Origin of the sequence: Herbaspirillum sp. ST 5-3, from assembly GCF_004804275.1 — a bacterium.
Taxonomy (GTDB): domain Bacteria; phylum Pseudomonadota; class Gammaproteobacteria; order Burkholderiales; family Burkholderiaceae_D; genus Noviherbaspirillum.
In genome coordinates this window covers 420,472-434,256 of sequence record NZ_STGI01000001.1, presented here as the reverse complement: position 1 = coordinate 434,256, position 13,785 = coordinate 420,472, and the positions used below count along the sequence as shown (strand labels likewise).

Annotated in this window: 15 protein-coding genes; 5 read left to right on the top strand and 10 right to left on the bottom strand. The window is 60.3% G+C overall.

Annotated elements, in window-relative coordinates:
• The 3 genes from E6W33_RS02135 to E6W33_RS02125 all read right to left on the bottom strand — a co-directional run bounded on the left by E6W33_RS02135 (position 1) and on the right by E6W33_RS02125 (position 2,801).
• On the bottom strand, positions 1 to 738 hold the full coding sequence (locus E6W33_RS02135; protein WP_136413772.1) for an ABC transporter ATP-binding protein: 738 nt from the start codon (positions 736 to 738) through the stop codon (positions 1 to 3).
• Positions 735 to 1,514, bottom strand: a complete 780-nt coding sequence (locus tag E6W33_RS02130) for an ABC transporter ATP-binding protein (RefSeq protein ID WP_136413770.1) — start codon at positions 1,512 to 1,514, stop codon at positions 735 to 737. The genes E6W33_RS02135 and E6W33_RS02130 overlap by 4 nt, the downstream gene beginning before the upstream one ends.
• A 114-nt stretch (positions 1,515 to 1,628) precedes the next feature.
• Positions 1,629 to 2,801, bottom strand: a complete 1,173-nt coding sequence (locus tag E6W33_RS02125) for a substrate-binding domain-containing protein (RefSeq protein WP_136413768.1) — start codon at positions 2,799 to 2,801, stop codon at positions 1,629 to 1,631.
• A 277-nt stretch (positions 2,802 to 3,078) separates the two neighbouring features.
• On the opposite strand from E6W33_RS02125, the gene E6W33_RS02120 reads away from it, so the two are divergent.
• The 3 genes from E6W33_RS02120 to E6W33_RS02110 are packed head-to-tail and all read left to right on the top strand — an operon-like array spanning position 3,079 to position 5,387.
• Positions 3,079 to 4,566 (top strand): DNA-3-methyladenine glycosylase 2, encoded by a 1,488-nt coding sequence (locus tag E6W33_RS02120; protein ID WP_136413767.1) that lies wholly within the window; start codon positions 3,079 to 3,081, stop codon positions 4,564 to 4,566.
• A 2-nt stretch (positions 4,567 to 4,568) separates the two neighbouring features.
• Positions 4,569 to 5,045 carry a methylated-DNA--[protein]-cysteine S-methyltransferase gene (locus E6W33_RS02115; protein WP_136413765.1) on the top strand — a complete coding sequence of 159 codons (477 nt, stop codon included), beginning with the start codon at positions 4,569 to 4,571 and terminating at the stop codon, positions 5,043 to 5,045.
• 30 nt (positions 5,046 to 5,075) lie between these two features.
• The gene (locus E6W33_RS02110; RefSeq protein WP_136413763.1) at positions 5,076 to 5,387 is read left to right on the top strand and encodes a hypothetical protein; all 312 of its coding nucleotides are present in this window, start codon (positions 5,076 to 5,078) and stop codon (positions 5,385 to 5,387) included.
• A gap of 261 nt (positions 5,388 to 5,648) precedes the next feature.
• Here E6W33_RS02110 and E6W33_RS02105 read toward each other — a convergent pair whose 3' ends face one another.
• Entirely contained in the window at positions 5,649 to 5,861 is a 213-nt protein-coding gene (locus E6W33_RS02105; RefSeq protein ID WP_136413760.1) for a hypothetical protein, read from the bottom strand.
• Here E6W33_RS02105 and E6W33_RS02100 point away from each other — a divergent pair.
• Positions 5,855 to 6,775 (top strand): cation diffusion facilitator family transporter, encoded by a 921-nt coding sequence (locus E6W33_RS02100; RefSeq protein ID WP_136413758.1) that lies wholly within the window; start codon positions 5,855 to 5,857, stop codon positions 6,773 to 6,775. The genes E6W33_RS02105 and E6W33_RS02100 overlap by 7 nt on opposite strands.
• Position 6,776: 1 nt before the next feature.
• On the opposite strand, the gene E6W33_RS02095 is transcribed toward E6W33_RS02100, so the two are convergent.
• Complete coding sequence (locus E6W33_RS02095; RefSeq protein WP_136413756.1) at positions 6,777 to 6,998, bottom strand: glycine zipper 2TM domain-containing protein; 222 nt, start codon at positions 6,996 to 6,998, stop codon at positions 6,777 to 6,779.
• 137 nt (positions 6,999 to 7,135) lie between these two features.
• On the opposite strand from E6W33_RS02095, the gene E6W33_RS02090 reads away from it, so the two are divergent.
• The gene (locus E6W33_RS02090) at positions 7,136 to 7,546 is read left to right on the top strand and encodes a GFA family protein (protein WP_136413754.1); all 411 of its coding nucleotides are present in this window, start codon (positions 7,136 to 7,138) and stop codon (positions 7,544 to 7,546) included.
• Positions 7,547 to 7,561: 15 nt separating this feature from the next.
• Here E6W33_RS02090 and E6W33_RS02085 read toward each other — a convergent pair whose 3' ends face one another.
• From E6W33_RS02085 to E6W33_RS02065, 5 genes are all read right to left on the bottom strand, one after another.
• Positions 7,562 to 7,906, bottom strand: a complete 345-nt coding sequence (locus E6W33_RS02085; protein WP_136413752.1) for a DUF4870 domain-containing protein — start codon at positions 7,904 to 7,906, stop codon at positions 7,562 to 7,564.
• A 41-nt stretch (positions 7,907 to 7,947) separates the two neighbouring features.
• Positions 7,948 to 10,602, bottom strand: a complete 2,655-nt coding sequence (locus E6W33_RS02080; RefSeq protein WP_136413750.1) for a DNA topoisomerase III — start codon at positions 10,600 to 10,602, stop codon at positions 7,948 to 7,950.
• A gap of 223 nt (positions 10,603 to 10,825) precedes the next feature.
• On the bottom strand, positions 10,826 to 11,302 hold the full coding sequence (locus E6W33_RS02075; RefSeq protein WP_136413748.1) for a DUF494 domain-containing protein: 477 nt from the start codon (positions 11,300 to 11,302) through the stop codon (positions 10,826 to 10,828).
• A gap of 207 nt (positions 11,303 to 11,509) precedes the next feature.
• Positions 11,510 to 12,625 carry a DNA-processing protein DprA gene (gene dprA / locus E6W33_RS02070; protein WP_136413746.1) on the bottom strand — a complete coding sequence of 372 codons (1,116 nt, stop codon included), beginning with the start codon at positions 12,623 to 12,625 and terminating at the stop codon, positions 11,510 to 11,512.
• Positions 12,626 to 12,641: 16 nt separating this feature from the next.
• The gene (locus tag E6W33_RS02065) at positions 12,642 to 13,772 is read right to left on the bottom strand and encodes a LysM peptidoglycan-binding domain-containing protein (protein WP_136413744.1); all 1,131 of its coding nucleotides are present in this window, start codon (positions 13,770 to 13,772) and stop codon (positions 12,642 to 12,644) included.
• Positions 13,773 to 13,785: the final 13 nt, after the last annotated feature.

Below are 13,785 nucleotides of genomic sequence, written 5' to 3'. Positions count from 1 at the left end.
CTAATGATGTGCCGCCAGCGACAAGCCCAGCAGGCGTGTCTGCAGTTCTTCATCTTCCGCCAGTTCCTGCATCAGGCCGCGATGCACGATCCTGCCGTCATCCATCACCGCCACCGTGTCGCCGAGCTGCTTCGCGAAATTGAAATTCTGCTCGACCAGAAGGATGGTCGTATCGGTCTGCTTCAGTTCGCGAAAGGCCGCAATCATGTTGGCAATGATTGCCGGCGCCAGGCCCTTGCTCGGCTCGTCGATCAAGAGCAGCTTGCGCGGCTCCACGATCGCGCGCGACACCGCCAGCATCTGCTTCTGTCCGCCGGACAGTTTGCCGGCCGGATGCAGCCAGAATTTCTTCATCGCGGGGAACAGCGAAAAAATCCACTCCAGCCGCTTGTCGTCGATTTCCTCGATGCGACGCGCCGAACGCGCTGCGAGCAGCATGTTCTCCTTCACCGACAGGTCGGCGAAGATGCCCATGTTCTCCGGCACGTAGGCGATGCCGAGCTGCGCAATGTCCGGCGTCGCTCTGGCCGTGATGTCCATGCCGTCGAACGTGATGCGTCCCTGCGACGCCTGCCACAAGCCCATGATGGTGCGCAGCGTGGTGGTCTTGCCCGCGCCGTTGCGGCCGAGCAGCATGGTCAGCTGGCCGCGCGGCACCTCCAGATCGACGCCATGCAGGATGTGATAGGCGCCGATGTGCGTGTGCACGCCGTCGAGTTTCAAGAGCGGTGCATTCATGCTGCATCCTCCACCGGCGCCAGGCCGAGATAGGCTTGCTGCACCACCGGCGAGGCGATCACCGTTTCCGGATCGCCGTCAGCCATCAGCGTGCCGTTGTGCAGCACGATGATGCGGTCGGCCAGTTCGCGCACCACGTCCATCTTGTGCTCGACCAGCAGGATGGTCTTGTCGCGGCGCGCCTTCAGTGCGCGGATCAGGTCGAGGATGACCGGCACCTCGTCCACGCTCATGCCGGCGGTCGGTTCATCGAACATGTAGACCTCGGGATCGAGTGCCATCAGCAAGCCGACCTCCAGCTTGCGCTGATCGCCATGCGGCAGCGCCGCCGCATGCATGTCGCGCTTGGCGGACAAGGCCACGCTTTCCAGCAATTGTTCCGCACGCTCGATCAGGGAGCGATGATGGTTCCACACATTCCACATATCCAGCCCGATGTGCTGGCGCGATTGCAGCGCAAGCCGCACGTTTTCCATCACGCTCAGATTCGGAAACAGGCTGGTGAGCTGGAAGGCGCGGCCCAGTCCGGCGTGGGTGCGGGCCGACGCGGACAGCGCGGAGATATCGCGGCCGTTCAGCAGCACCTGTCCCTCGCTGGCCTTGAGCTGGCCGGAGATCAGATTGAAATAGGTCGTCTTGCCGGCGCCGTTCGGCCCGACGATGGCCGTCAGCGTGCCAGGCGCAAACGCGCAGGACACGGCATTGACCGCGACATGGCCGCCGAAGCGGATGGTGAGATTGCGGGTTTCGAGCGAACCGGCGTGGTGCAGGGGCATGCGATCCTCCGCTGTCAGTGCAATGCAGCGACGCACCCCCGCCCCCTTGCAGGGGGACGGGGTTCGCCGCGGATTACTCGACAGTAGATTAGTAAAAAAGACGACGCGAAGAAATTACCGCTTGTTCCGGATCGGAATCTGCATCTCATCCATCTTGATCTCGCGCACCAGCTCCGGCACGCCCCAGGGCATGGCTGGATCGACCTTGATCTTGAAGTGGTACATCGACTGCATGGCCTGATGGTCTTCCTTGCGGAACATCATCTTGCCCTTGGGCGTGTCGAAGCTCATGCCTTCCATGGTGGAAATCAGTTTCTCGGTGTTGGTGTTGCCGCCGGTCTTCTTCAAGGCTTCCACCAGCGCGATGCCTGCCGCCATGCCGCCGGCCGTGAAGAAATCGGGCGGCGACTTGTAGCGCTTGTAATGCTCGGTGACCAGCCAGTTGTTGGCCGGGTTTTTCGGGATGGCGAAGTAGTAATAGGTCGCGCCTTCCATGCCCGGGAAGTTCTTGTATGCGGCCATCGCCGGCAGGATGTTGCCGCCGGTGGCGATTTCAATGCCGTAGCGCTTCGGATCGAGGTCGGCGATCTTGAAGGGATTGCCCGCACCTGCCCAGATGATGAAGATCACCTTGCGGCCCGGTTTGCCTTTCAGGGAATCGAACAGGCGCTGCGCACCGGCGGTGAAGTCCGTCGTGTTGGTCGGCAGGTATTCCTCATGCACCACCTTGGCCTTCTTCAGGGCTTCCTTGAAAGCCTTCACGCCATCGCGGCCGAAGGCATAGTCCTGCGCCAGCGTCGCGATCGACACGCCTTCCTTTTCCAGCGCCACCGCATTCGAAATCGCGTCCTGCGAGGAGTTGCGGCCGGTGCGGAAGATGTAGCGGTTCCACTTGTCGCCGGTGATGGCATCTGCCACGGCCGGTTCGACCAGCAGGATCTTCTTGTATTCCTCGGCCACCGGCAGCATGGCCAGCGCCACACCGGAACTGGTCGGGCCGACCGCGATATCGGCCTTGTCATCCGCGAAGGCGGAAGCCAGCTGCGACTTGCCCACGTCGGGCTTGCCCTGGTTGTCCTTTTCAATGACGACCAGCTTGTTGCCATTGACCTGCATGGTGCCGTTGGTGGCGTAATCCAGTCCCATCATCAGGCCGATCTGCGTCTGCTTCGCATAGGCTTCCAACGCACCGGTCTTGTCGTACACGTGCGCGATCTTGATGTCTTTTGCGTGGAGTGCTGTGGTGCAACATAGCGCGGCGACCGCCGCCATCAGGTGGTGTCTCATTGCGTCTCATCCTTCTTGTTGGTTGTTTTGGGACCCGATTACCTATGCATCGCGTAGAACGCCCAACCGAAACATCCCGGACGCTGGAGGGGAACTCCATGGACGACGCATAAGAAATCTGGCTCCGGCCAGATTACTCCAAGCCCTTACCGCAGGAAAGTAGTAGAAATACGGGGTGCAACTGATCTGCGCTGCATCAAACCGGGATGGTCTCGCCAAGGAAACTCATGTCCGAAAACGGCTAGACGCCGACTGGAGCGGCGCGTATAAAGTAGCCATGAACAGCCCCGACATGACGCCGACTGCCGGCATACCGACCCTGGATCACGCCAGTTGCTACCGCGCGCTGGCGGCGAAGGACACGCGCTTCGACGGCGTTTTTTTCACCGGTGTGACAACTACCGGCATCTACTGCCGCCCGGTATGCACGGTGAAGACGCCGCGTGAATCGTCCTGCCGGTTCTTCAGCTCTGCGGCTGCGGCGGAAGCCGCCGGATTTCGCCCCTGCCTGCGCTGCCGCCCGGAACTGGCGCCTTATGCCTTGCAGCAAAACCTGGCGCACGCGGTCTGGCAACGCATCGCCGCCGGCGCGCTCAACGACGGCGATGTCGAACGGCTGGCAGAAGAGGTAGGTCTGTCCTCGCGCCAGTTGCGCCGTGTGCTGTTGCAGCATTTCGGCGTGACGCCCGTCGAACTGGCGCAGACGCAGCGCCTCTTGTTCGCGAAAAAACTTCTGCAGGAAACCCGCTTGCCGATGGCGGATATCGCCTATGCCGCAGGTTTCGGCAGCGTGCGGCGGTTCAACGCCTTGTTCGCGGCGCGCTACGGCATCGCGCCGACGGCCATCCGGCGGACTTCCGAAAAAAACAGCCTCGATACGCCCGATGCGCTGAAGCTGCGCCTGGCCTACCGGCCGCCGTTCGACTGGCCGCGGATCTTGCACTACTTGTCCGGGCGAGCGATTCGCTCGGTGGAAGCGGTGCTGGATGATCACCCGCAGGGCGCCTATCTGCGCAGCGTGCGCATCGGCCAGGTCGAAGGCTGGCTGCGAGTGACGCACCTGCCCGACCGGCGACAGCTCGAACTGGAAGCGGCGCCGTCGCTTTCGCCGGTGCTGATGCCGCTGCTCGCACGCGTGCGCAGCCAGTTCGACCTCGACGCCAATCCGTCGCAGATCGAAGAACACCTGCGCCAGGATGCCTTGCTCGCGCCACGCATCGATGCGCTGCCCGGCCTGCGCGTGCCGGGCGCATTCGATGCCTTCGAACTGGCGGTGCGCGCGGTGCTCGGCCAGCAAGTCAGCGTCGCGGGTGCAACGACCTTGTCGGGAAGATTGGTGCAACGCTTCGGCAAACCGGTTGTGACGCCGTATGCGTCAGTGTCCTATCACTTTCCGCTTGCCGAAGATCTCGCCGCATTGGAGTCCGCTGACATTGCCGCCATCGGCTTGCCGCAGACCCGTGCGCAAACGATAGGCAATCTCGCGCAGTTCGCCGCGCAGGGCGGATTGCACATGCCGCCGGGGCTGCCGCTCGACGAGGCCGTCGCCCGACTGAAAACCGTACGCGGCATCGGCGACTGGACCGCGCACTACATCGCGCTGCGCGCATTGCGCTTTCCCGACGCATTCCCCGCCGGCGATCTCGGCTTGCAAAAAGCCGCCGCCGGCGATGGCGCGCGTCTCACCGAAAAACAACTCGCCGCACGCGCCGTCGCATGGTCGCCATGGCGCGGCTACGCGGCACTCGCATTATGGATGGCTTGATCATGATGTATTACACCGAACATCCCAGCCCGCTCGGCACCTTGCTGCTTGCTGCAAGCGACGTTGGCCTTGCCGGCTTGTATTTCGACGAGCACAAATACTTCAACGGCCCGCTGGGCTGGACACGCGATGACCGGCAGCCGCATTTGCGCGATGCCTGCGCCCAGCTCGACGAGTATTTCGCCGGCAAGCGCAGCGCATTCGATCTCTCACTCGACCTGCACGGCACCGCCTTCCAGCAGATGGTATGGCAAGTATTACGCGAACTGCCTTACGGCAGCACGAGCACTTACCAGGATGTCGCACAACGTGTCGCCAATCCGAAAGCCATACGTGCTGCGGGCACGGCCATCGGACGCAACCCGGTCTCGATCATCGTGCCTTGTCACCGCGTGCTCGGCAGTTCCGGAGGCTTGTCCGGTTATGCGGGAGGACTGGAGCGCAAGCGATTCCTGCTCGCGCTGGAGAAGAGGGCGTGAAGGAAAAACAGCTTCGCCCTGGAGGGAAGGATGGCACGGGACAGTGCCTGCGCTAGCAGGAGCAGCAGTGAGCCACGCGACCGACGACGCGCCGCCGCGAAGCGCACTGCCAAGGGTGATTACTTCGATGTGGAACCGGAGGTCGATGAACCGGTCGAGCCGCTTGTACCTGAACTGCTTGAGGTGCCCGAGGTGCCGGGCATGTCCGTCGAGCCGCTCGACGACGACGAGCCTGGCGCCGGCGTGGTCGGCACGGGGGTGCTGGAATTGCTGCTTGAGCTTGGCGAGGAACTGGACGAGCCGGGGCTGGTGCTGGACGTGCCGCTGGCGCCGGAACCATAGCTGCCCGATGCGCCGGAGCTTGGTGTGGACATGGTGCCGGTAGCGGATCCCGAGCCTGAGCCCATACCGGAAGACGAACCGGAAGTGGTTCCCGTTCCAGTGGTGCCGCATGCCGAGAGTGCCAGAGCGCATGCCAAAGGGATGGTCCATTTCATCATAAGAATTCTCCTTAAGAAATCGTGCTGATTCGCTGAAAGCGTGAGAAGCGACATGAGATATCCATCATGCCAAAATTGCATGCATGCGAGTGAGTAGAATCTTTCAATAAGCGAAAGTTCCGGCATAGCTTCGGCCTGATACATCGTGTTGCACATTACCGGAGAGCCACTGTGTGATGGAAATTTCCCGACGGCCGCATGCGTGCAGCGCGGCACTTGTTCCGCCATGTATCCCTGGGCAGGAGAAAAACTTGCGTGCAATCGAAACAGCAAGTAATGTGACGCCGTCATTTTCTTTTTGATAATCCCATGTCATCCCATTCCGACGGTTCTACCAAGGCGATTTTTTATGCGCTCGGTGCCAACGGCGGCATCGCGGTCGCCAAGTTTGCCGCATCTCTCTATACGGGGTCCGGGGCCATGCTGGCCGAGTCGATTCACTCGCTGGCCGATTGCACCAATCAGGTCTTCCTGCTGATCGGCCTCAAGGAAGCGAAGAAACCCGCCGATGAACTGCATCCGATGGGTTACGGTCGCGTGGTCTACTTCTGGGCGATGATGGTTGCGCTGCTGCTGTTCTTCCTCGGCGGCGCGTTTTCGGTCATGGAAGGCATCGGGCACCTGAAGCATCCCGAACCCCTGAGCAGTCCTGTCGTTGCCCTGGCGGTGCTCGGCATCTCCGTGGCGCTGGAAGGTTTTTCCCTCTATGGTGCGATGAAAGAGATACGCAAGATCTCGCACGGGAAATCCTTCGCGAAGTGGTTCCGCGAAACGCGTCAGTCAGAACTGATGGTGGTGGCCGGCGAAGACATCGCCGCGCTCGCCGGCCTGAGCTTCGCCTTCATCGCCGTGCTGCTGGCTGTCGTCACCGGCAATCCGGTCTGGGATGCCATCGGATCGATTGCGGTCGGTGTCCTGCTGATGATCGTCGCGATCTTCATCGTGCGCGAAGTCAAGGCGATGATTACCGGTGAATCGGCTGCGCCCGAAGTGCATGCCGCCATCAAGTCGCATATCGAAAACCATCACGAAGTAGACCACGTGATTCACCTGATCACGCTGCAATGGGGGGAGCAGTTGATGATCGCCGTGCAAGCCAAGATGCGGCAGCAGGCATCCGATGCCGCGCTGGTCGATGCGATCAACGTGGTGGAAGAAAGTATCCAGCGCAAGTGGCCGCAGGCCAAGTGGTGTTTCTTCGAGCCGGACGTGCTCGCCGGGAAGGATTGACTTATTTCTTCGGTTTGGTGACTTCGTTGCCGATCAGTCCGCCGACCGCCGCGCCGCCGACCGTACCTACCGTGCTGTCAGTCAGGACATGACCTGCGACACCGCCCAGCACCGCGCCCGTGCCTATGCCCACCTGTTGGTGGGTCGGCGTGCTGCCGCAGGCGGAAAGAACTGTTGCCATCGTCAATGCGCTGGCAATTGACATCAGCTTGCATGTACTCATCTTGCCCTCCGGAAGATCAGGTTGAAACTTGTAAATAAAGTGATGCGTATCCAGTTCGACTGTTGCTCTCCGGGGTGAGTTCCGGCGGACATTTCCACGCGGGAATCGTGCTGCGCTTTTTTCAGGAAAGGAAGAACATGATCGAAGGAAGTTGCTTATGCGGTGGCGTGCGCTATCGCTACGAAGGTGAATTTGGCACCATCACCGTCTGTCATTGCAGTGATTGCCGCAAGGCGCAGGGAAGCACCTCCGTGGTGGCCGCACCGATCGACGCAGCGCACCTTCAGTGGCTGCAGGGGCAGGGCCTGATCACCGAGTATGCATCCTCGCCCGGAAAGATGCGGGCCTTCTGCAGTCGCTGCGGAACGCCGTTGTATTCACGCCGCGATGGCTCGCCGGATGTGCTGCGGCTCCGCATGGGAACGATTGATACCCCGACTGACGCGCGCCCGGCCGCACATATCTTCGCGACGAAGCTGCCGGCGTGGGCGGCGATGGATGACGATTGTCCGCGCTATGAAGGCCTTGAACCGCAAGCGCGGCGTTAGCAGCCTGTTAGAGGGTCAGCTAACGAGGCGCAGCGCAATCGGATAGCGGTAATGCTTCCCCTTGGCCGCCGAGACGGCGCCGAGGATGCTGAAGATGAAGTTCGCGAGAAAGATCAGCGGGAACAGCAGGAAGCCGATCAGGATCAGCTTGAGCATCACGCTCGCGGCAAGGGCAATTGCGACCGTAATCTGAAAGTTCAGCGCTTCTCGTGCCTCCTGCGCGACAAAGCCCGCTTCGTCCCTTTTCACCAGCCAGAGAACCAGCGCTCCGACAAAGCCGGTGAAGACGCCCAGCAGATGCGCCAGCATCGCGAGATTGCATTCGTCCTTGCTCGGGCTGCTTTCAATCATCTCGTTCATCGCTGGCTCCTGATTCTTCGCCACGCCTCACGGCGCAAGCCTCACGCGGCTTTCTTGGCTGCGCTCTTTTTCGCAGCCGCTTTTTTCACAGCCGGCTTGGCCGCCGCCTTCGTAACCGTCTTTGTTGCCGTCTTTGTTGCTGTTTTCGCCGCGGCCTTTTTCGGTGCTTCTTCCTGCGCCTCTTCCGTGGCGGCCGCCTTGCCCTTCGCCGGTACCTTGGCCTTGCGCTCTTCGAACTCGAAGCTCACCTTGCCATTCTTGTCCTTCACCAGGAAAGCCTTGAACGGGCGGCGGGTACGTTGCGAAATGAAGCCGGGCAGCAGGTCCGTGCGGCCTTCGTTGAGCAGTTTGGCCATTTGTTCCGGCACGATTTCCTGCTGCAGGATGATGCGCCCGCTGCGGAAGTCGCAGGCCTTCGGCTTGGCGACGGTCTTCTCGCATACATAGGCCAGGCCCATCTCGTACACGCCGCTGCCGCACTTCGGGCAGGCGCCGAGCGGTGTCTGGTTGGAGAAGTCGACGCCTTCGCCATCCTCGTCGTCTTCCTGGCCCTGTCCGAAGTCGAACTCCAGCTTGTAGTTCTTGATCTCTTCGTCGCGCACGATCTTGAGTATGGCGGCGAACGGGCGGCCCATCTTGGAACGGAATCCCTGCAGCGGACCGATCTCGCGCTTGGCCAGCAGTTCCTCGACTTCCGCGATTTCAAACTGGCGGCTGCCGGGAATCTTGGTCATCGAGAATTCGCACTTGGTGCAGGCGAAGCGTCGATAGTTTTCCTTCACCACGCCGCCGCAATTCGGGCAGGGCGTCTTCAGCGTCGCGTAATCGCCGGGGATGGTGTCGTTGTTGTATTCCTTGGCGCGCTTGACGATGATCTGCGTCATCTGGGCAATCTCGCGCATGAATTCCTCGCGGCTGATCTTGCCGCGCTCCATCTGCGCCAGCTTGTATTCCCATTCGCCGGTCAACTCCGGCAGCGTCAATTCGTCGACGCCGAGGCCGCGCAGCAGCGTCATCAGCTGGAAGGCCTTGGCCGTCGGAATCAGCTCGCGGCCTTCGCGCAGCAGGTACTTCTCGTTCAACAAACCTTCAATGATGGCCGCACGCGTGGCTGGCGTCCCCAAGCCCTTGCCGGCCATCGCTTCGCGCAGGTCCTCGTCCTCGACCAGCTTGCCGGCGCCTTCCATCGCCGACAGCAGCGTCGCTTCGGTATAGCGCGCCGGCGGTTTGGTCACCAGTCCGTTCGCCGTGATCTTGTCGGTCTTGACCTTCTCGTCCTTGGCGACCGGCACCAGCGTTCCCGCGTTTTCCTTGTCGTCGTCGTTGGCCGCTTCCCTGCCGTAGATGGCGAGCCAGCCCGGATTCGTCATCACCTTGCCTTCGGTCTTGAAGGTATGGCCGGAGACTTCCGTGAAGCGCGTCGTCACGAGGAATTCGGCAGCGGGGAAGAACACCGCCAGGAACCGTCGCACCACCAGGTCGTACAGCTTCTGTTCGGGTTCCGACAGGTTTTTCGGCGCCTGTTGCGTGGGAATGATGGCGAAGTGGTCGCTGATCTTGGTGTTATCGAAGATGCGCTTGTTCGGCTTCACCCAGCTCTTGTTCAGGATCTGCTTCGCGAACTGATGGTAGTTGTTGTTTTCCGCCACGACTTCCAGCGTCTCCTTGACCGTATTCATATAGTCTTCCGGCAGGTGACGCGAATCGGTACGCGGATAGGTCAGTACCTTGTGCTTTTCATACAGGGCTTGCGCCAGTCCTAGCGTGTTCTTCGCGGAAAAGCCGAAGCGCGCGTTGGCCTCGCGCTGCAGGCTGGTCAGGTCGAACAGGGCGGGAGAAATCTGGGTCGCGGGCTTGGATTCTTCCGTGACCGTGCCTTGCTTGCCGCGGCATGCGGCGACGATCGATTCGGCGGCTGCCTTGCTCCACAGACGCTCGGCCCGCTTTTCCGCGTCGGTTTCATCCTTTTTGAATTTTGTGTCGAGCCAGCGGCCCTCATAGATGCCGGCGGCGCACACGAAGTCGGCGCGCACTTCCCAATAGTCGCGCGGCACGAAACTCTTGATCTTCTCTTCACGCTCGACCACGATCGACAGCGTCGGCGTCTGAACCCGGCCGACGGTTGTCAAATAGAAACCACCTTCCTTGGAATTGAAGGCGGTCATGGCACGCGTGCCGTTGATGCCGATCAGCCAGTCTGCCTCGCTGCGGCAGCGTGCGGCATCGGCCAAGGGCAGCATGTCCTTGTCTTCGCGCAGTCGCGCAAACCCGTCACGGATGGCCGCCGGCGTCATCGACTGCAGCCAGAGACGCCGGATCGGTTGCTTGGCCTTGGCGTACTGCATGATCAGGCGGAAAATCAGTTCACCCTCGCGCCCCGCGTCGCATGCGTTGATGGTGGCGGTGACATCCTTGCGCTTGAGCAGCTTTGTCAGCACTTTCAGACGTGATTCCGTTTTGGCAATCGGATTCAAGGCGAAATGCGGCGGGATCATCGGCAAATGCGTAAACGTCCATTTGCCGCGCTTAACGTCGTATTCTTCCGGTACGGCGATCTCGACCAGGTGGCCGACGGCGGAGGACAGCAGGTACTCGTCGGATTCAAAGTACTCATCGTGCTTGGTAAAGCCGCCGAGCGCCTTCGCGATATCGTTCGCGACAGAGGGCTTCTCTGCGATGATGAGGGTCTTAGTCATATATTCAGGATCTCGAAAGTGGCGCCGAAGCGCGCGCAATACAATGTGTGAATGCTGCCGGACAAGGTTGCTAAAACGAAAGTCCTACTAATATAACAACGATCCGGGGGATTTAGCGGCCAATGATAAGCGCGTTGCGGCGAAAACCGCAAGGAGGAGACGGGCAGTCGCTGGAGCGAGACAGCTTGGCGATTCGACAACTGGCGCAGATTTGCGCTATAAACTAATGTAGGAGACGCGGTTCGTCGTCGTCATCGTCGGCGAACAACTCGTCGAAAATCAATGCATCCGGTTCCTTGCCTTGACTCCAGAGCACCATCAGGACGATGACCTTGATCTTGTCGAGCGACACTTCCGAATCGCTGACCGCCAATGCGCGTTCGATAATGATCTCGCGCTGCATCGGATCGATGATCTTGGCGGACTCCAGGAATTGCAGGAATCCCACGGCTTCCGTACCCAGCACGTCAAGTTCCCGCTGCGCATAAATGCGCATGCCGAAAGAAAACGCGGTTTGCTGCGGATAACGGTCGGAATATTCGTTGGTGGCTTCGGCGAGATCTGTCAACCATCCCAGCGCCTGGGAGATCTCATCTTCTTCAAAGCCGACGGCGGACAACTTCTTGACCAATGCATCTGCGTCTGGACAAGCGTCGGGACGATAATAGGTTTCGTAAAGGTAAACGAGAACGTCAAACATGATTTACTGTAGCGTGAAGGTCGATATGCCGCAAGCGACATCGCGACCAGGTTTCGAAAAATGACACTCTCGTGATTCAGTTTTCCTTACCTGCGGCACCATGTCAAGCAAGAAAAACAGTGTCATGCCGGCGACAGTACAACGTACATCGAGCCCTTCTTTTTACAGCATATCCGAAAAACGGAGCGGTGACAGCAACAATTGGTGTCAGGATGTTGCGAGGCGACGCACCATGCCGCCAGGAAGCATTTCGATCAAACCGTCGAGTTCAAGTGTTAACAATTGCGCATGGATAGCGGCAATATCGACGTCGCAACGTGTAGCAAGAACATCGGGAGCGACCGGATCGAAACCCATCGCGACGAGGATTGGCGATGCTGCCGGCGCCTTGGCCGCAGGTGAAGGCGCCGGCGTCGGACGCAGCGGCACGTCGTGGTGCCTGATTTCCTCCAGCACGTCCTGTGCCGACTCAACCAGCTTCGCACCTTGCTTGATCAGCAGATGACAACCCTTGGACAGGGGAGAATGAATCGAGCCGGGGATGGCGAATACTTCGCGCCCCTGCTCAGCCGCCATGCGCGCCGTGATCAGGGAACCCGATTGCGCGGCGGCTTCGATCACCAGCACGCCGCGTGCCAGTCCGGAAATGATGCGGTTGCGGCGCGGGAAATTGGAGGCGATGGCCGGTGTGCCGAGCGCATATTCGCTGATGATGCAACCTTCTGCAGCGATCTGATGAGCAAGATTGCGGTTGCGGGCCGGATAGACGATGTCGGCCCCGGTGCCGATCACCGCGACGGTCGAACCCGCGCCTCGCAAGCTGCCTTGATGCGCAGCCGTATCGATTCCCAGTGCCATGCCGGAAATGATCGTCAGGCCGGCCTGGCTCAATACTTCGGAAAACTTTTCTGCATTGAGTACGCCTTGCGTGGTGGCGTTGCGGCTGCCAACGACGGCGAGAGAACGGTTCTGCAGCAAGTCGATCCGCCCCTTCGCGTACAGGATCAGGGGCGGATCGGAAATGTCCAGCAAGGCTTTCGGATAATCCGCATCGGCCAGCGTCAACACGCGGTTGCCCGGCTGTTCTGCCCAGGTCAGCGTCTTGTCGATTAATGCGGAAGCTTCATCGGAGGGCGGGGAGAGCAGTGCTTGCGCAATGCGCTCGGAAACGACTTTTTGCAAAGCAGAAAAGCTCGCCGAGAAAATATTTTCCGGCAAGCCAAAGGTATTCAGTAATTTGCGAGCAGTCTCCGGGCCCACGCCGGGAATCTGTTCAAGCCGGATCCACGGCGCAAGTTCTTGCGCCCAATCGTGTTGCGTCATTTAAAGCGGAAGAGGATTATTCAGGCGATTTCGCAATATCGCCGATTTGTACGGTATCTGTCACCTGCATGACCAAGCCGTACGAAATATTCTCGAACGCACGGAAGATGAAGAGGCTGCCATACTGGGTATCAGGCAGTTTCACTTTCGGACGGCCGAAGGAGCCGAAGGCCCAGAAGGAGCCCTTGTCGGTGCGGTCCGCCACGATTTTTCCGTAGCGATAGAGTTCTAGCACCGTGCCAAGGTCCATGCCATCCTTCTTGCCGCGATTGATCGCGACGATCTGGTTCTGGCCGGCTTGCGACACGCCGCCATAGACCGACACGATGCGTGCATTCACCAGATGTTCCGGCGGGTGCGGTACATAGTTCAGAATCGGCGTGGGCGGTACCGGCAGCAATCGATCGCCGATCCCCATTTCCTGCTTGACGGAAACAACCTTGAACACATGCGCTTCGTCCGCGGCTTGCGCCGGTCGTTCGAGCTTGATGGTGCCCAGATATGCTGCTTCATGTGCAATCACCTTGTTGGTATCCGGATCCTTCAGCGCGGTGCCGGGACGGAATACCTGGAATGAAGTGCCTGCACCAAGTTCGCCGCGGACATACGCCTTGTCGTCCTTGCCCAGCATGACCCGGCCCTCCTGGGTCGCGATGATGCGCGGCGCGGTGTCCAGTTCATCTTCCGCAATCACCAGCGGCTGCGACAGGAAGGGTTCAATGGCGTTCGACGGAATGGCGGGTACCGCTTCCTGGCCCAATCCTTCAGTACGCAATTGCGGTTCCAGCCGGACAGTAGGCACGCCGCGGCCATCCGCGGTTGCGCCAGCACCGCCGCCAACCGGCGTTCCAAGCCGCAAGCGGCCGGCGACGCGGTCGAAGTAAACGATCTGGCCTGGGTAAATCCAGTGCGGATTGCGGATCTGTTCCTTGTTCATGCCCCAGACTTGCGGCCAGCACCATGGATGCTGCAGGAACTTGCCGGAAATGCCCCACAAGGTGTCGCCGCGCACGACGGTGTGCTGGTCAGGTGCGTTGGGCAGAAAAGCACAGCGCGGCGAATGCGTGGCCTCCTCGCCGGATGCCGCAAAGCTGTTGAAGGCGGATGCCAGAGCGAGGATAAGGGCGGCTGTGCTAAACTTTTTCATGATCTGTCCGGTG